This is a genomic window from Nocardia sp. NPDC019395, assembly GCF_040632335.1.
Classification (GTDB): Bacteria; Actinomycetota; Actinomycetes; order Mycobacteriales; family Mycobacteriaceae; genus Nocardia.
Map to the genome: position 1 here is coordinate 71,965 of NZ_JBEYBT010000002.1, position 17,325 is coordinate 89,289.

General features: G+C 68.5%; 14 protein-coding genes. 4 read left to right on the forward strand and 10 right to left on the reverse strand.

Annotation, left to right across the window (positions count from 1 at the left end):
* The first annotated feature begins 1 nt into the window (after position 1).
* Both ABZ827_RS08970 and ABZ827_RS08975 read left to right on the forward strand, forming a co-directional pair.
* Positions 2-1,756 carry an iron ABC transporter permease gene (locus tag ABZ827_RS08970; protein WP_357234779.1) on the forward strand — a complete coding sequence of 585 codons (1,755 nt, stop codon included), beginning with the start codon at positions 2-4 and terminating at the stop codon, positions 1,754-1,756.
* Positions 1,757-1,793: 37 nt separating this feature from the next.
* Positions 1,794-2,930, forward strand: coding sequence for an extracellular solute-binding protein (locus ABZ827_RS08975; protein WP_357234781.1), 1,137 nt, complete (start codon positions 1,794-1,796; stop codon positions 2,928-2,930).
* A 139-nt stretch (positions 2,931-3,069) separates the two neighbouring features.
* On the opposite strand, the gene ABZ827_RS08980 is transcribed toward ABZ827_RS08975, so the two are convergent.
* The 8 genes from ABZ827_RS08980 to ABZ827_RS09015 form a co-directional block, all read right to left on the reverse strand.
* Entirely contained in the window at positions 3,070-3,540 is a 471-nt protein-coding gene (locus ABZ827_RS08980) for a MaoC family dehydratase (RefSeq protein WP_357234783.1), read from the reverse strand.
* A complete protein-coding gene (locus tag ABZ827_RS08985; protein ID WP_357234786.1) occupies positions 3,537-4,748 on the reverse strand; it encodes an acetyl-CoA C-acetyltransferase in 1,212 nt (403 codons plus the stop codon). The genes ABZ827_RS08980 and ABZ827_RS08985 overlap by 4 nt, the downstream gene beginning before the upstream one ends.
* A gap of 102 nt (positions 4,749-4,850) precedes the next feature.
* Complete coding sequence (locus ABZ827_RS08990; protein ID WP_357234789.1) at positions 4,851-5,753, reverse strand: MaoC family dehydratase N-terminal domain-containing protein; 903 nt, start codon at positions 5,751-5,753, stop codon at positions 4,851-4,853.
* Positions 5,750-6,490: a 3-oxoacyl-ACP reductase FabG gene (gene fabG, locus ABZ827_RS08995; RefSeq protein WP_357234792.1), complete on the reverse strand. Its 741-nt coding sequence runs from the start codon at positions 6,488-6,490 to the stop codon at positions 5,750-5,752. The genes ABZ827_RS08990 and fabG overlap by 4 nt, the downstream gene beginning before the upstream one ends.
* Positions 6,491-6,567: 77 nt before the next feature.
* The gene (locus ABZ827_RS09000) at positions 6,568-7,794 is read right to left on the reverse strand and encodes a CoA transferase (protein WP_357234795.1); all 1,227 of its coding nucleotides are present in this window, start codon (positions 7,792-7,794) and stop codon (positions 6,568-6,570) included.
* Positions 7,791-8,579 (reverse strand): enoyl-CoA hydratase/isomerase family protein, encoded by a 789-nt coding sequence (locus ABZ827_RS09005; RefSeq protein WP_357234798.1) that lies wholly within the window; start codon positions 8,577-8,579, stop codon positions 7,791-7,793. Before ABZ827_RS09005 ends, ABZ827_RS09000 begins: the two co-directional genes overlap by 4 nt.
* Before the next feature lie 135 nt (positions 8,580-8,714).
* Positions 8,715-9,908 (reverse strand): acyl-CoA dehydrogenase family protein, encoded by a 1,194-nt coding sequence (locus ABZ827_RS09010; RefSeq protein ID WP_357234801.1) that lies wholly within the window; start codon positions 9,906-9,908, stop codon positions 8,715-8,717.
* Positions 9,909-10,141: 233 nt separating this feature from the next.
* Positions 10,142-10,927: a GntR family transcriptional regulator gene (locus tag ABZ827_RS09015; protein ID WP_357234802.1), complete on the reverse strand. Its 786-nt coding sequence runs from the start codon at positions 10,925-10,927 to the stop codon at positions 10,142-10,144.
* Positions 10,928-11,252: 325 nt separating this feature from the next.
* Between ABZ827_RS09015 and ABZ827_RS09020 the strand changes: the two genes are divergently transcribed.
* Entirely contained in the window at positions 11,253-12,536 is a 1,284-nt protein-coding gene (locus ABZ827_RS09020; protein WP_357234805.1) for a lipase family protein, read from the forward strand.
* A 51-nt stretch (positions 12,537-12,587) separates the two neighbouring features.
* On the opposite strand, the gene ABZ827_RS09025 is transcribed toward ABZ827_RS09020, so the two are convergent.
* Together ABZ827_RS09025 and ABZ827_RS09030 are read right to left on the reverse strand one after the other, a co-directional pair.
* Positions 12,588-14,552, reverse strand: a complete 1,965-nt coding sequence (locus ABZ827_RS09025) for an alpha/beta fold hydrolase (protein ID WP_357234807.1) — start codon at positions 14,550-14,552, stop codon at positions 12,588-12,590.
* Positions 14,553-14,648: 96 nt separating this feature from the next.
* The gene (locus ABZ827_RS09030) at positions 14,649-15,422 is read right to left on the reverse strand and encodes a DUF1542 domain-containing protein (RefSeq protein ID WP_357234810.1); all 774 of its coding nucleotides are present in this window, start codon (positions 15,420-15,422) and stop codon (positions 14,649-14,651) included.
* Between the two features lie 518 nt (positions 15,423-15,940).
* On the opposite strand from ABZ827_RS09030, the gene ABZ827_RS09035 reads away from it, so the two are divergent.
* Positions 15,941-17,320 (forward strand): hypothetical protein, encoded by a 1,380-nt coding sequence (locus ABZ827_RS09035; protein ID WP_357234814.1) that lies wholly within the window; start codon positions 15,941-15,943, stop codon positions 17,318-17,320.
* The last annotated feature ends 5 nt before the right edge of the window (positions 17,321-17,325 follow it).

The window sequence follows — 17,325 nt, forward strand, 5'->3', positions numbered from 1 at the left end:
TATGGCCCTCATGACCTCCGCGCCCGAGGCGCCGGTGCCTCCGGCGCGCAAGCCTTCGCCTTCCGGCCGCTCGACCCTGCCGTGGCGGAAGCGGTGGCTGCCCTCGGGCACGCTGCTGGTGGTGCTCGCGGTACTGATTCTGCTGCCCGCCGCGCTGGTCCTGCTCGCCGCTCTGAGTACGAGTGTGCCGCGGCCGGGGAACATCAGCTTCGACCTGACGCTGGACAATTTCGGTATCTTCTCCGCACCGCAGGTGCAGGAGGCCTTCGTCAACTCGATCGTCCTGGCGGTGAGTGCCACCGTGCTCGCCTGCCTGATCGGGGGCGGCCTGGCCTTCCTCGCGGCCCGCTCGGATATTCCGATGCCGAAGTTCGTTTATCTGATCGGCCTGATGCCGCTGTTCCTGCCGTCCTATGTGGGTGCCCTGGCCTGGTCGATTCTGGGGAGCCCGGTCGCCGGTCTCCTCAATATCACCCAGCGCGATATCGGATGGTCGGTGCCGTTCGATATCTACTCGCTGCCCGGGATGATCTTCGTCTTCGCCATGTACTACTCGCCGTACACCTTCCTGCTGGTCCACGGCGCGATGTCGATGATGAGCCCGGACCTCGAGGAGGCCGCCCGTATCCACGGCGCGACACCACGCCGGATGCTGAGCCGGGTCTCCTTCCCGCTCGCGCTGCCGGCGCTGATCGGTTCGGCGATCCTCACCTTCACGCTGATCTTCGAGAATTTCCCGGTCGCCCAGGTGCTGGGGACGCCCGGCGGGGTCGACACCTTGCCCACCTTCATCTTCCGGCTGCTCAACGCGACTCCGTCACGGGGTAACGAGAGTGCCGCGATCGCGGTGGTGCTGGTAACGATCGTCGTCCTGGTGACCTGGCTGCAGAACCGGGCGCTGCGCAAACGCTCCTTCACCACCGTCACCGGTAAAGGTGTGCGGCAGAAGAAGTTCGCTCTGGGCCGGGCACGTATCCCGCTGTTCCTGCTGACCCTCGGTTTCTTCGGTCTCTCGATCGTCCTGCCGATCCTGGCGCTGCTGGTCGCCGCCGGCCAGACCTCGCCCTATCTGACATCCATGAGCCAGCTGACCGCGTCCGGCGGGCTGGATTTCAGCTCCTTCGGTGAGGTCCTGGGATCGTCCGGGTTCCGGTCGGCGGCGTTCAACAGCGCGGTCGTCAGTGTTTTCGCCGCTGTCGCGGGCACGGTCCTGGCATTCCTCTGCGGCTACGTGGTCTATCGGTCGAAGGCGTCCGGGCGGACCCTGGTCGAGACGGTTTCGATGATGCCGCTGGCCATTCCCGCGGTGGTTCTCGGCATGGGGCTGCTGTGGACCTGGCTGGTGCTGCCGGTACCGCTCTACGGGACACTCGCGGTGCTGGTCGTGGCGTTCCTGGCGGTCCAGGCGCCGCAGGGCTTCCGCGGTGTGGCGTCATCCATCATGGCCACCGATCGCGACCTCGAGGACAGCGCGGTCATGCTCGGTGCGGGCCGTGCCCGGGCGGTCACCCGGATCACGGTGCCGCTGATGAAAGTGGGCCTGCTGTCCACATTCCTGTTGCTCCTGATGCTCAGCATGCGAGAGCTCACCGTGCCGCTGTTCCTCTACACCAGCCAGACCGAGATCCTCTCGATCGCCATCTACGACGCGTTCGAAAACGGTGGTGCCCTGCGGCAGGCAGCCGCGATGAGCGTGATCTACACGGCCTTCATGTTCGTCCTGTCCTATATTCCCCGCCGCCTGGCCCGTCAGTGACGAACCGGCGACATCGTTTCGAGAAGGAACCAGAACAATGAAGTTCACCCGATGGGGCGCCGCGGCAATCACTGTGCTCCTCAGTGCCTCGCTCGCCGCCTGCGGCGGTGGCGCGGGCCGGCCCGACGATGTGGCCGTCGCCGCGGCGATGCTGCCGATGCCTCAGATCGACGACCGCGACGGGCTCGTCATCCACGGCGAGAAGATCGCCGACGCCGAACTCCTGGCGGCGGCCCGCGGACAGTCGCTCAACTGGTATACGGCGTCGGGGGCGGAGAGTGCCGGGCTCACCGCGGCCCGGTTCGAGGCCGAGACCGGAGTGCATGTGAACATGACGCGGCTGCCGTCGGGCAAGCTCAACGAGCGGGTACTCAGCGAACACGGCGCCGGCCGCCTGTCGGCCGGGGTGGTCACCATCACCGATCCAATTCTCGCCGAAGGCTTCTCCGCGGCGGGCGTCTTCGCTCCCTACCGGACTCCCACCTACGACAAGCTGCTCGATATGGGCGACGTGGTCTGGAACCAGGGCCAGTACTACACCGTCTACTACTCGGCCTACGCGTTCGCCTACAACGACCTGGCGGTCGACGCGGCCGACGCCCCCGCCCGCTGGGAGGACCTGCTCGACTCGAAATGGGAGGGCAAGCTGGGTGTGGTGAACGCCGGTGCCGGTGGCACCGTGCAGGGCCTCGCGGATTTCCAGGAGCGTGTTCTGGGCGCTGACTACTGGGACGGTTTGGCAAGTCAGGAGCCGCGGGTCTTCGATACCACCTCGGTCCAGCTCGAGGCGCTGGCCCGGGGCGAGATCGAGGTGGCCACGGTCGGTTTCAACAGCACCTACGGTGCCGAGGAGGCAGGAGCCCCCATCGAGCTGGTGGTTCCGGAGAAGGGGGTCTCGGGCACCTTCAACATGCAGGGACTGACTCGGGCGGGTGCGGACAACCCGGCGGCGCGGCTCTTCATGAACTGGACCATGTCCCGCTCCGGCCAGGAGTTCGCGGCGGCACAGGGTTTCGTGGACGCCCGCACCGATATCGATCAGGTTCCGACCGGTCACTACCAGCTGCCGAAGGCCGACGACCCGGGCTTCGTGGTCTACACCCCGGAGGACGCCCGGAGCCGTGGCCGCGACATCGTGGCCCGGTGGAACGAGAAGTTCGCCTTCAGCGGCTGAGATCGGCGCCCGGCAGGACGAAAGCCGACCCGCCGCCGCACACGGTCGCCGCAACCTCGATGAGGGAGGTTACGGCGACCGTGTCTCGTTCCGGGTCGTGGAGCGGTTCGGCGTTTGTCGTGGCCGGACGTCCCGGGGGTCACGTGAGCAGGACCAGCGACATCTTGCGGGCCACGCAGGCCGGTCGCTCGCTTCCGGCCAGGTCCACGGTGAAATCGATGGGCACCAGGAGGGCGTCCTTCCGGGGGATCACCTCGGCGATGGTGCAGCGCAACCGCACCCGGCTGCCGACCGGGACGGGCGCGGGAAAGCACACTTTGTCCAGGCCGTAATTGAGACGTGCCGTCCCGAGCCGGAATTCGTACAGGTCCGGGGCGAGGCCGGAGATGAGGGAGAGCGTCAGATAGCCGTGCGCGATCGTCCGGCCGTACGGGCCCCGGGCGGCACACTCGGTGTCGACGTGGATCCACTGGTGATCACCCGTTGCGCGGGCGAAGAGGTCGATGCGCTCCTGGTCGACGGTCAGCCACGGCCCCGGGCCGAGCTCGACGCCCACGAGCGCCTCCAGCTCCACCCGGGTCCGCGCGACGGCGGGGCCGGCAGCGCTCAACTCCCGACCCGCTCGACCACCGCCGCCAGTCCCTGCCCGCCGCCGATGCACAGGGTGGCCAGGCCGTACCGTCCGTCGATCCGGGTGAGCTGACGTGCCAGGGTGCCGACCAGCCGGGCGCCGGTGGCGCCCACCGGATGGCCGAGGGAGATACCGGAGCCGTGCGCGTTCACGCGTTCGAGGTCGCTGCCGCTCAGCTTCCATTCCTGCAGTACCGCGAGGGCCTGGGCCGCGAAGGCTTCGTTGAGCTCGATCAGATCCATATCGGCGAGCGTGAGCCCGGCCCGTTCCAGCGCGGCGGCAGTGGCCGGCACCGGACCCATGCCCATGGTCCGCGGGGGGACACCCGCCACGGCCCAGGACACGAGCCGGACCAACGGCCGCAGACCCAGTTCGGCCGCCCGCTCCGGTGTGGTGACCACGCACATCGCCGCGGCATCGTTCTGCCCGCTGGCATTACCGGCGGTGACGGTCGCGTCGTCGAGGGTTCGTCCCATGATGGGCCGGAGGGCCGCCAGCGATTCGAGGCTGGTGTCCGCGCGCGGGTGCTCATCGGTATCGACGACCGTCTCACCGCGCCGCGCGGGCACCGTCACGGGCACGATCTCCTCCGCGAACGCCCCGGACGCCTGAGCGGCCACGGCACGGCGGTGCGATTCCAGTGCCAGCGTGTCCTGTGCCTCGCGGGTGATGCCGTGGTCGCGGCGGACGTTCTCCGCCGTCTCGATCATCCCGCCGGGCACCGGGTAGCCAGGCCCGCCGGCCGTGGTGCGGGCCCGGGCCAGCCCGTCGTGCATCGTCATACCGGTGCGGGCCGCGCCCCAGCGGGCGTCGGTGGTGTAGAACGGCACATTGCTCATACTCTCGGTACCGCCCGCGACCACTACCCGGGCCGCTCCCGTCTGCACCGCCATCGCCGCGTTGAGAATCGCTTGCAGGCCGGAACCGCACCGGCGGTCGATCTGCTGGCCCGGTACCTCCACCGGGAGGCCGGCGGTGAGGGAGACCACCCGGCCGATCGCCGGTGCCTCGCTGTTCGGGTTGCAATTCCCCAGGATCACATCGTCGACGGCGTCGGCGGGCAGCCCGCGTGCGAGCAACTCACGCAGCACCGTGACCCCGAGGTCCACCGCTGTCAACGGCCGGAAGACGCCGCCGTATCCGCCGATCGGTGTGCGCAGGGGTTCGCAGATGACAGCCTCGTTCATGATTCTCCCTCGGTGCAGTTCTCATGTGGTTCGGGGAGGCCGTAGCGAAGGGGAGGTATCGCATCATGACTCTCCTCGGTTGCCGCTCGGCCGGATCGTTGCTCAGTCTGTTCGGTGTTGCCGGGTGCCGCCGCGCGGCGCGGGGTCGAACTCGACGCGGGCGTGGACGCGCGGCTCGTCGGCTTCGGTGCCGTGGGATACGACCTCGAGCACCGTGGACTCGCCCGCCCGCGCCACCAGCTCCGCCGGCTCCCCGCAGAACAGCGGGGCCAGACCGCGATGCCGGAGTGTCCGGGGCGGGGATGCGCCGGCCCGGCGGGCCGCCTCGGTCAGCGCGATCGCCATGAGCGGGCCGTGGACGACCAGGCCCGGGTAGCCTTCGACGCCGGTCGCATAGGGCCAGTCGGTATGGATCCGGTGGGAGTTGGCGGTGAGCGCGCTGAACCGTGCCAGGCGCACCGGGTCGGTGCGCAGATCCGACCGCGTCTCGCCCTCCGCACCGTCGCGCGCCGAGCCGATCAGCTCCTCGGCCAGTGGCGCGGGGGCGGGCTCGACCCGCACCGACTCGGTGCGCGCGCTCGTATAGACGAGGTTCTGGACATCCTCCAGGAGCAGGGTTCCGGTCCGGTCGTGCACCGCCACGGTCAGATCGACCAGGATCAGCGGTCCGGTGCGGCCCACCCGTTCCCGTGGCTCCGACGCGCGTGAGGTGACGGTGACCTCGTCGCCCACCGGTATCGGCGCATGGAAGGTGAGGCTGCCGCCACCGAACATCCGCCGTGGCAGGGCGACCTCCGGCATGATGCCGGTTCCCCGGCGAGGATGCCCGTCCGGCCCCAGCGTGCGGGGGTCGGGCCAGCGGGCGAGCGCGGCCCAGTGCCACAGGGGTGGCAGCGGGGCGCCGGCCCGCAGATCCAGGTCCGTGGCTCCGAGCAAACCGGCCAGGCCCGCCACCGCGACCGGGTCGACGACCCGTTCGACGACGCTTTCCCGCAACGTGCTCACATGAATCGCCCGCCGGTCACCTCGGCCACGGTGCCGGTCATATAGGAGGACAGCGCCGAGGCGTAGAACAGCGCGACACCGGCGACCTCGTCCGGCTCACCCGGCCGCTGCATCGGGATCTCCGCCATCTTCCCGTCCCAAGCCTTCTGCGGCATCGCCTCGGTCATCGCGGACCGGATCAGGCCGGGCTGGATCGCGTTGACGCGCACCCCGTGGTGGGCCATCTCCTTGGCCGCCGCCTTGGTGAGCCCGACGATCCCGGCCTTGGCGGCCGAATAGTTGGTCTGGCCGACCATGCCGACCTTCCCGGACAGCGACGAGATGTTCACGATCGCTCCCGACTTCTGCTCCCGCATCCGGGCCGCCGCCAGCCGGGTGCCGTTCCAGGTGCCCTTCAGATGGACCTGCACGACGAGGTCGAAATCGTCCTCGGTCATCGTGCGCATGGTCGCGTCCCGGGTGATACCGGCGTTGTTGACGAAGACGTCGAGGGAGCCGAATGCGTCCACGGCCGTATCGACCAGGGTCTGCACTTGCGCGGCATCGACGACATCACACCGCACGGCGCGGGCCCGGTCGCTGCCGAGTTCCGTTACGGCCGCCTGCGCGGCGGCTTCGTCGAGGTCGCCGATGACGATCCGGGCGCCGTGCTCGAGGTAGAGCCTGGCGATGGCCAGGCCGATGCCCTGGGCGCCGCCGGTGACGACAGCGGTTTTGCCGGTGAGGAGTGCGGTCATGAGAACTCTTCCTGTCGATGCTTTCGGGTGGGAGGTGGGGGAGGAGCGGCGGGCCCGCTCGACGATCGGCGACTACCTCATCGGCCGGCGGCGTCCGCCGGGTCGGATGCCACCACCCGCTGGTCGTGCAGCCGGCCGATCTCGTGGGCGGTCAGTCCCAGCGTCTGCGCCAGCACCTCGTCGGTATCGGCGCCGAAACGCGGGGCGGGCACGGGAGCCGAGCTGTGGTCTTCCCAGCGGAGCGGATACCCGGTGGCCAGCATCTCGCCGATACCGGGCTGGTGGACCGGCCGCGCCACCGAATCCGGATCCGCGCGGGCCAGCGCGGCGGCCTCACTCATCGACCGGTAGGGACCCCACAGCACCCGGGCCCGGGTCAGCAGGTCGGTCAGCTCGTCGAGAGAACGCGCCGCGAACCAGGGCCGCAGGATCGAGGCGATGGTCTCCCGCAGCTCGTAGCGCGCGGACTCCTCCCGCAGGTCGGTGCCGAGCGCCGATTCGAGCGCCGAGAAGACCGGCGCGGTCCCGGTGGCCTCGCAGAGTGCCCGCCACTGCCCCTCGGTCAGGGCGACGACCATGACGCGGCGGCCGTCGGCGGTGGCGAAATCCGTGCCGAAACTGCCGAAGAGGTGGTTGCCGTGCGGCGCCCGGTCCCCGTGCTGTTCGGCCTCGGCCAGCCAGCCCATCGATCCCACCGCCGACAGGGCCACATCGGCCAGCGCGATATCCAGCCGCGACCCCGCACCCGTCTGCTCACGCCGGCTCACCGCGGCCAGTACGCCGAGCGCGGCGGAAGCACCCGCGAGTAGATCCCAGGCCGGCAGCACATGGTTGACCGGTTCCGCGGCGCCGCCCGTCCCCGTCATATCCGGGATCCCGACTCCGGCGTTCACTGTGTAGTCGACCGCGGGACGCCCGTCGGGGAAGCCGAGTACGTGCACCGAGATCGCATCGGGGCGACGTGCGGTGAGGTCGTCGTGGGTCACCCGATGCCGCCCGACCATATTGTCGACGAAGATGCCCGCTCCGGGCCCCGGCCCGGTGCACAGCGCCAGCAGCAGCTCGCGACCCTCCGGCGTGCGGTAATCCAGTGCGACCGAACGCTTTCCCTTGTTGAGGTTCGCCCAGTAGAGGCTGGCGCCGGTGTGGGCGAGCGGCCAGCGCTGCCGGTCGCTGCCGCCGCCGGGGAGGTCGACCCGGATGACCTCGGCACCCAGCTGGGTGAGGCTCATACCGCAGGAGGGGCCGGCGACGAAGGTGGCGCATTCGACCACCTGGAGATGGGCCAGGGGGGTGGCGTTCATGAGAAGCGGGGCTCCCGTCGTTCGAGGAAGGCGTCGCGGCCTTCGCGTGCATTCGGCCCGTGGCCCGCCAGGGCCATCGCGGTGCGCTCGTTGGCCAGGAACTGGGCCAGGTCCGCACGGTCCTGGGCGAGTAGTGATTTGGTGATGGCGTTCGATTGGGTCGGGCCGGCCGCCAGCGTGGTGGCGAGTTCGACGGCCCGTGCGGTCGCTTGTCCGGGGGCCGCGGTCTCGGTGATCAGGCCGGCGGCCCGTGCCTCCCGGGCCGTGAGGGGTTCGCCGAGGAACAGGTGGGCCGCGGCGCGCTGCAGTCCCAGCCGGCGCGGGAGGTGGTAGGCCGTACCGGCGTCGGCCGTCAGTCCCCGGGCGGCGAAGGGCGCCTTGAAATAGGCGTCCTCCCCGGCGACGACCAGGTCGCAGGCGAGGACGATGCCCCAGGCCGCGCCGAGCGCGTACCGCTCGACGGCGGCGATGATCACCTGGTCGGCACGCACCATGGACGTCACCAGATCGTGGATCAGGGTCAACCGCGCCGCGGGGGCGAGGACGCCGGCGTCGGGTCCGGGCATCGATGCCACATCACCCCCGGACGAGAAGAAGTCGTTGCCCCCGGTGATGACCACTGCGGCATCCTCGCGGCGGGCGGCGGCGGCGAGGCCGGTCCCGAGCAGTTCCAGGGTCTGCGTGTCGAGGGCGTTGCGGCGTTGCGGACGGTCGAGTCTCAGGACGGTGACCCCGGGGCTCGGGTTCTCCTGATGGACGGGTTCCTGAGCTATCTCCGACGTCATAATCTATAGAAAATATAGTATGACTCCGCAATCTGTCGAGGGATGAGATGCCATTCGGTGCGGGACGAATGCGACCGTGACCGGTGGCGACGGCAGCCGCGCCGCGGCTCGTCCGGCGGTACGGGCCGGCCGGGTCTACAGCCGGTACTCCTCGAGCAGAGCGCGGCCGATGATCATCTTCTGGATATCGGAGGTGCCCTCGCCGATCAGCATGAACGCGGCCTCGCGGTAGAGGCGTTCGATCTCGTACTCCTTGGAATAGCCGTAACCGCCGTGGATGCGGAAGGAGTCCTGGACGACCTCGTTGCAGTACTCCGCCGCGAGCATCTTCGCCATACCGGCGCCGACGTCGTTGCGTCCGCCGGTGTCCTTGGCCCGCGCGGCCTTGACCATCATCGCGTGGCTCGCCTCGACCTTGGTGGCCATCTCCGCGAGGCGGAACAGGATCGCCTGGTGGCCGGCGATCTGCTTACCGAAGGTTTCGCGCTGCTGGGCGTAGGCGATCGCCAGTTCGAAGGCCCGCAGGGCGATACCGCAGGCGCGGGCGGCGACATTGACGCGGCCGACCTCGACACCGTCCATCATCTGGTAGAAGCCCTTACCCGGCGTTCCACCGAGAATCCGGTCGGCCGGAACCCGGTGGCCCGTGAAGACGGCCTCGGTGGTGTCCACGCCCTTGTAGCCCATTTTGTCGATCTTGCCGGGGATGGTCAGGCCCGGGGCGGTCTCGCCGAAGCCGGCCTCCTTCTCGATCAAGAACGTGGTCAGGTTCTTGTAGACGCTGTCGGCGCCTTCGTCGGTTTTGACCAGCACCGCGATGAGGTTCGACGTGCCGCCGTTGGTCAGCCACATCTTCTGGCCGTCGATCGTGTACCGGCCGTCCGCATCCTTGACGGCCTTGGTCTTGATGGCTGCCACGTCCGAGCCCAGGCCCGGTTCCGACATCGAGAACGATCCGCGCACCTCGCCGGTGGCCATCTTCGGCAGGTATTTCCGCTTCTGCTCCTCGGTACCGTGCCGCATGAGCATGTAGGCCACGATGAAGTGGGTGTTGATCACGCCCGAAACGCTCATCCAGCCGCGCGCGATCTCTTCGACACATAACGCGTAGGTCAGCAGCGATTCACCCAGTCCGCCGTACTCCTCGGGGATCATCAACCCGAAGATGCCCAGTTCCTTCAGTCCGTCGACGATTTCGTACGGGTACTCGTCGGCGTGCTCCAGTTCGGTCGCCACCGGCAGGATTTTCTTCTCCACGTAGGCGCGGACCGTTTCGAGGATCTGGGTCTGCTCCTCGGTCAGTCCGTCGGTGCTGCACAGCCGGCTCATACCGCGTTCTCCTTGTTCCGTGACCGCGCCTCGCGCACGATCTCGATCATGTGCCGCCGACCGCCGGGCAGCTTATGCCTGGGTCGAATCGGGCACCATAAATACGGCTATTTGTATCATATGTACGTACAAATAGAAGGTGAATGAATACATATGACGTGGCTGATCGAGACCGATTACGGGGACAGCCCGGCGACGCCCCGGGCGACGATGGGCCCTGCGCGAGACGACTGTCAGCGGTTACTGCGGCGCAGCGTCACCCGATAGGTGTAGTGCTCGGGCAGGAAGTAGCTGACCGACAGATCGACGGCCCGGCCGGTGGTGTCCGAGTAGAGCCGGTCGACCCGGAGCATGGGATGCCCCTGTTCGCAGCCGAGTCCGGCCGCGACTTCGGTATCGGCGCCGGATACCGTGATCGACTGCGCCGCCTCGGCGATCGGGCTGTCGAGGAGCGGTTCGAGCAACCCGATCACGGTATGGGAACTGGCCCCGCCGGGGCCCACCTCGGCGCGGCCGGCGATACACCTGCCGATCTGCTCGGGTAGATGCACGGTGGTCAGTACGAACGGAACACCCTCGTGGATCCGGCGGAAGGCGACCGTGTAGACGATATCGGTGTCGAGCCGCAGTCTGCTGGCCGCATCGATATCCACGCGGCGGTGCAGCGGGGTGAGAACCTCCATGGTCGTATCGGAGGACAGGCTCATCAGATCCTCGATCGAGCCGTGGTGTCGCAGGTAGTGGCCCTCGGATTCCGTGACGAAGGTGCCGCGGCCGGGGACGCGGTAGACCGTCCCGTCGGCGACGAGATCCTGGAAGGCGCGGCGCACCGTCTGCCGGCTCACCCGATACCGCTGGGCGAGCTCCGCTTCGGTCGGCAGTTTGCCGCCGTCGCGATAGTCACCTGCCGCGATACCCTCGCGCAGTTCCCGGGACACCACCTGATGTGCTGGTTCCGTGGCCCGTTCCCGGTCTGCCTTCATGCTCTCCTGCCCTCCGGATCCGGAAGATGCTCCCATCGCGGACATTTTCCACCCTCGTCCCGTCCAGAGGTCGGTGGCCGTGACCTTTGTACGTCACCCCCTGACGAATCGAAGCCGCGACCTCCGGACTTGTGCCCGCCTCATGGCATAGGGTGTGGCCTCGGCGACACGAAGTGCATATGTGCCTTGTTCTGTGCTCGACGAGAGATACTCGCAGTATTCGATCTCGATCTATTGAATCGAACGTCGCGGTTCCCGCTCACGATCCGCTGACCAGGAGTGTTGTCCGCGTTTCCGTGGCACCCGCGCCATTCGGTTCAGTAGCTGCCCTGGATGGACCACATCGCATTGAAGGATCGATATGAAGAGCGGAAAACGCGCCTGGGTCGCAGCATTGACAGGAACTCTCATCGCCGTCGGGAGTGGGGCGATCGCCGCGCCACCCATATCGGCCCAGCCGCAGCGGTCGCAAGGAGCGGGGGGCGAGATTCTCCGTACCGAAGTGTCGCAATTGGCAATATCGGCCCCCGGGCTGCCCGGGACGGTACCGGCGAGATCCACCCGTATCACCTACGCCAGCAGCGATACCCATGATGCGCCGACCACGGTCGTGGGCACGTATCTCGAGCCGACCGCGCCGTGGACCGGCCCGGGTGAACGTCCGCTGGTGGCGTATGCGGGTGGCACACAGGGGCAAGGCGCCGAATGCGCACCCTCGGCGATGCTGTCGCAGGTGATCCGGTATCAGCCCCCGGCCGATATGGTTTTCGAATACGACCTCATCGCGATCCAACAACTGCTGGCCCGCGGTATGTCGGTGGTGATGACCGACTATCACGACCTCGGCGCACCCGGCATCCGCAATTTCCTCAACCGCAAAACACAGGGCTACGCGGTGCTGGACTCCGCACGCGCGGCGTTGCGTTTGCCCGGCACCGGCCTTCATCCCGGATCGCCGGTCGTACTCTACGGCTACTCCCAGGGCGGGATGGCTTCCGCGGCCGCGGCCGAACTGCAACCGGAGTACGCCCCCGAGCTGAACGTGCGCGGCGCCCACGTGGGCGGACCCCCGATCGGCCCCCAGGACTATCTCGCGCGGAGTGACGGCCGCCCCGGTGTCGCCCCGGCCATCGCCTGGATCCTCAACGGCATCGCCGCCGATTATCCCGAGACCCGTCCGGTGCTCGATGCCGAACTGAACAACACGGGTAAGGCGATCATGAACGACTCGATAGGTAAATGCGGCGGCGGTCTCTCCAAGATCGGCGTGCAGCCGCAGAACACGTCCCAGTGGACCACCAGCGGACAACCCATCACGGCCGTGATCGACCGCTCCCCGGAGCTGAAGAAGGCATTCGACGAGCAGCGCCTCGGCGGGGCCGCCCCCTCGGTGCCGGTACGTATCTACGCGGCCAGGAACGACGACGGAGTCGCTCCGTACCCGGTTGTTCGCGATCTGGCCGCCCGCTGGTGCGGCGGTGGGGCCCCGGTGCAACTGGACGCGGACGCCGCGCTGCCCCCGATGTCCGGGGTCCTGGGCACCCACGATGTGGCCTTTTTCCCGTCGGTGACGACCTCGCAGCAGTGGGTGACCGACCGTCTCGCCGACGTGCCGGCCCCCGTGAACTGCGCGGCCCTGCCTTAGTTCCGCGGATTCACGCCCGCGTCCAGCTCTGATCGGTGCGCGGGTTTCCCGTCACGGCCGACGGGACTCGGCTTCGGACAGCCGGTCCGGCACCCGTGCCGGACCGGCGCTGTCGCCGCCGAGATGCCGGGCGAAATGCTGTTCGATCGCGCGGTACAGCATGAACCGGTTCTCCGGGTTCTCGAAGCCGTGGCCCTCGTCCTCGGCAACCAGGTATTCGACCGGGATACCGCGCTCGCGCAGGGAGCCGACGATATTGTCGGATTCGGCCTGGACGACGCGTACGTCGTTGGCACCCTGGGCGACGAGCAGCGGGGTGCGGATCCGGTCGGCCATGGTGATCGGGGAGCGGGCGAGCATATCGGCCTCCTGCTCAGGGTTCTCGGGGTCGCCGACGTAGCGGTACCAGTTGTTGACGTTGTAGGCCCGGGTGAACGGCGGCAGGGTGCGCAGGAAGTTGGCGAGATCGGAGATCCCGACGTAGTCGACGGCGGCGGCGAAGCGGTCCGGGGTGACGGTGATACCGACGAGTGCGGCGTATCCGCCGTACGAGCCGCCGTAGATACCGACGCGGCCGGGATCGGCGTAGCCCCGGTCCACGGCCCAGTCGACGGCGTCGATCAGATCGTCGTGCATCGCCCGGGCGAATTCGCCGATCGCGGCGGTCACGTGGCGCCTCCCATATCCCAGCGAACCGCGGAAATTCACCTGCAGCACCGCGTAGCCCCGGTTGGCGAGGAACTGCGCGTCGCCGCTGTAGCCCCATGAGTCGTAGAACCAGGGCCCGCCGTGCACCACCAGCACCAGCGGGAGGTTCCGCGGCTCGACGCCGACGGGCAGAGTGAGGAAGGCGTGCAGGGGCAGCCCGTCGCGGGCGGGGAAATCGACGGGTTCCATGGGGGCCATGGTGTCCGGGTCGCGGTCCGGGTGGGCGCGGAACAGCAACCGGGCCGCACCGGTGGTGTGGTCGTAGAGCCAGGTGACACCGGGGTCGCGGTCGTGGACGAAAGTGGCGATCCAGCGCTGCCCGGAATCGTCGCAGGACAGGGTGCCCAGCACGCCGTCGGAGAGTTTCTCGAGCTGGGTGTGGATTTCGGCGAAACGCGGGTCGAGGACCTCGATATGCGGGCGGTCGGCGACGAAGCGGGCGGCGAGGATCTCGCCCGTGCGACGGTGGCGATAGACCGCGGGCGGGAGCACACCGGGCAGCATCGCCCCGCTGATATCGAGGTCGTGACCGGCGACGGCGGCGACGACGGTCTCCTCGCCTGTCTCGTGGTCGACCCGGATCAGCCGCAGGTCGTCGCCGTCCTGGAAGGACCCCACGAGCAGGCCTTTCCCGTCGGCGGTGACCTCCTGGGGCTGGACACCCATCGGATGTTCGGCTCCGCCGAGGCGGCGCAGCAGCCGGGTGCGCCCGGTGGCGGCGTCGATCGCGGAGATCTCGAGGTTGCCGTCCGGGGCGAGCGCGGTCCGAAAGGCGGGCTCCCCCCGGCGGTCGAGCAGGACGGCAGCTGTCGGGTCGTCCTGTTCGCGGTGCAGGGTCGTCTCACCGGTGGCGACATCGATCCGGAATATGTCGAAGAAGGTCGGGCGCGGGTTCATCGTGACCAGCACGCTGCCGGGGAGCGACAGCAGCGGTTCCGCACCGATCACGCGCGACCCCGGTTCCAGCGGGGTGAGGTCGACAGCGGGTGCGTCCGGGGCGTCGAGGTCGACGCGGTACAGGTGCCAGTCCTCGTTGCCGTCGGTGTCCTGGAGGTAGAGCAGCCAGCGGGGGTCGTCGGTCCAGTAATAGGTGGTGATTCCGCGACGGGTGTCGTGGGTGACGGGGACGGCATCCTCATGGCTCCGATCGATATCGCGGACCCAGATATTGCGCCGGCCCCGGTGTGGGGCGAGGTAGGCGATGCGGGTGCCGTCGGGGGAGATCGACGGGTTCGCGAATTGCGGGTCGGCGAAGAACGCCTCGATATCGATCAGGGCCGGTCGTCGGTCGGTCGATCGTCCGGTCATGGTCACGCTGTACTCCGTTCGGGTCCGGCACACGATTTCGCCTCTGATCCGACACCATGCCGCTGCGGCATACTCAAGTGTGCCGCTCGGCACTCCTCAGAAACCGCCGCCGTCGAATCCACCCCAGTCGCCGCCGGAGTCACCGCCCCAGCCGCCCTGATCCCCGGCCTCGCCTCCGGACCCGTCGTAACCTTGTTCGCCGCCGGTGAGGCCGTCCTGGTATCCCTCGCCGTAGCCCTGCTCGAATCCTTGCGCTCCGTAGCCGACGCCGGCCATCCCGGAGAACAGTGAGGTGAACAGGAGAGCCGAGCCCACGCCCCAGACACCGGCGATCATGGCGGGTTTCCACCAGGGTTCGGAGTACCAGCCCGCCGGCACCGGCCGGCCGGCGACGCGCCCACCCGGGTAGTAGTTCGGTGTCGCGGGTGAGGGGTCGGGGGAGGCGGCGATCCGCCGGTCCTCGAAATCGATCACACGGTCTTCGCTGACCTTGCCCGCGGTGGCCTGACCGTCGAGCTCCGGGACGGCCGGCCCCGGATCCATCCCCATCGCTGTCCGCGCGCCGCGGATGTAATAGAGGCCCTCGACCGCGGTGTGCTTCGCCAGCCGTGCCTGGACTGGAGTTCTGGCCTGGTCGAGCTGGGAACCGGCCGCCGTATGCCGCTCCGCGGCGTCGGCGAGTGCCTGCTGCGCGGCCTCGTTGCTGCCGGTCAGGCTGTAGACCTGGCCCCCGAGGCGCTCGTTGACCTGCCGGGCGTCGGCCAAGCCGTCGGCCAACTCGATCGCGGCGCGTTCCGAATTCTTCCGAGACCGCCACACCAGGTAGAACGCGACCAGGACCACTGCGGCGGCGATCAGCAGCCACTCCATAGGTCGCACTCCTCGTATCGGTGGAGCACTCTGCCGGCGAATTCACGCGACTGCCGCGCGGACGCCGTCCGTCGTTCGGCGGCGTAAAACCGTGGGCCGCGAGCTCTCCGATCGGCGGCAGGGGTCGGATCGTGAGAGGTACACACAGAACAGTCCCCGGTAGTCTGCGCCGAGTCCGTGAATCTTCAGTCGTCGCTGATGACTCAGGTACTCGACTGGCTTGCCGGGGGCCTGGCCGGATCTCTGACGAATGCGTCCACCGTTCTACGGACGTCTCCTTCGAAGGTGTCACACTCCTCGGTGTTCCGGTGTACCTCCAGTGTCCTCTTGTTCAGCAATCAGTCAAGGCCTCTGAACCCCCAGGTTGCGGCGGGGTCGGGTGCCTCGACGCCCAGGTATTCCCGGCCGGTCGCGCCGAACCGCCGATGGCCGGGATCGGCGAGGGGCTATACGATCACGTCCGTGATGACTCATTCTGAGCAAAGATTGGGGGTCCTCTTCGTGCACGGTGAGTGCTGATGAGCGCTCCGATCACGAATAGGGACGATTCCCGCCTTTCCTTCTGGCAGCGCGTGCGTGAGTACGCCGTGCCGCCCTCCATGATCGAGGCCGCGACCGCCCGGCGTCATATCGGCGATTGGGCGGGGGCATGTGCCGCAGCGGGTTTCGATGTCGATATCGATTTGCGATCGCTGGCACGTAGTCACGGCCGGGAGGTCGCGGCCCGGATCCGGGCCGATCTGCGCCATCTGGCCCCCGACCTTCTGCGCTGGCATCTGCCGAGGATCGCACCCGACGGGTTGCTACGGCCGGGCCTGACCATCGCACTCGCTCGATACGACCCGGCTGATTCCCGAAAGCGCTGTGACAGAAATAGTTCCGTATACCTCGTCGTGCGGACCGCGCCGGCCCGGGTGGATGCCGGCCAGCGGATCGTCCTCGCGGTATGGGATGGATCCCGTACCGGCCCACATCCGCATCCCCGCCCGAACCGGCGTTTCCGGCTCGATCTCCACCGTCACCTGTGGGATGCGCGCAGGATCGGCGAGCTTCCGATGCGTTCCGGAGCCGAGCAACGCGTTGCAGGCGATTTCGACCCCGGATTGCTGGAACTGGTGCCCGGATCCTGTGCCGTCGACCGATGGGCGGCCGAAGCGGGGATTCTCCTGCGTGCCGAGGGACGGGGGACCGGTCCGCTGCGGGTGCGTTTCGGGGCACGGCGGGAGGTGGTCGTGGATCTGGCCTCGGACGGCGACAACCCGCCCGTATTGCGGATCGCGGAGGCATACCCGCGCGGCAGGGTATCCGCGCTGCCGGTGCTGCCCGACGCCGCGACCTGGGTGTTGCCCGACCTGGAACTGATCCGCGCCGGCGCGATAACTCCGGACCGGTTGCATCCGCTGGTCGCCTCGGTGCTGGTGCCGGATTGTCCACCGGCCGATTCGTCCCGGATCGAGGACCGGGCTGGCCGGGCACGCCTGGTGCAGTGCCGGGGTGAGCAGCACCGAATCGAGCTGGTCGACGGTGTGCTGGCGGCGCTCGATCACGATCCGGCCGAGATCCGCCGGGAGGAACTACTGGTCGCCCTGACCGGTACTCCGCTGCCGTGCCTGCAGGCCATCGATCGAGCCCATCGGCATCCGGACTGCCTGGCCGGTGTCCGGGAACGCCTGGTCCACGGCGATACCGCCGGTGCCCTGGCCGTTGTCGAGGATCTGCTCGGCCCCGGCGCCGTGCTGCGCGACGGTGCGTTACGGGACGAGTTGGCAGCGTCCGCGCGGCGTCGGATCACCTACGGACTGTTCAGAGCAGGGCTGGCCGGCTACGGGCCTCCCCGTATCCGGTCGGATCGGCGTAGCGATCACCGCGGGCACCCGCGCAACGCGACCTTCCGCTGACCTCC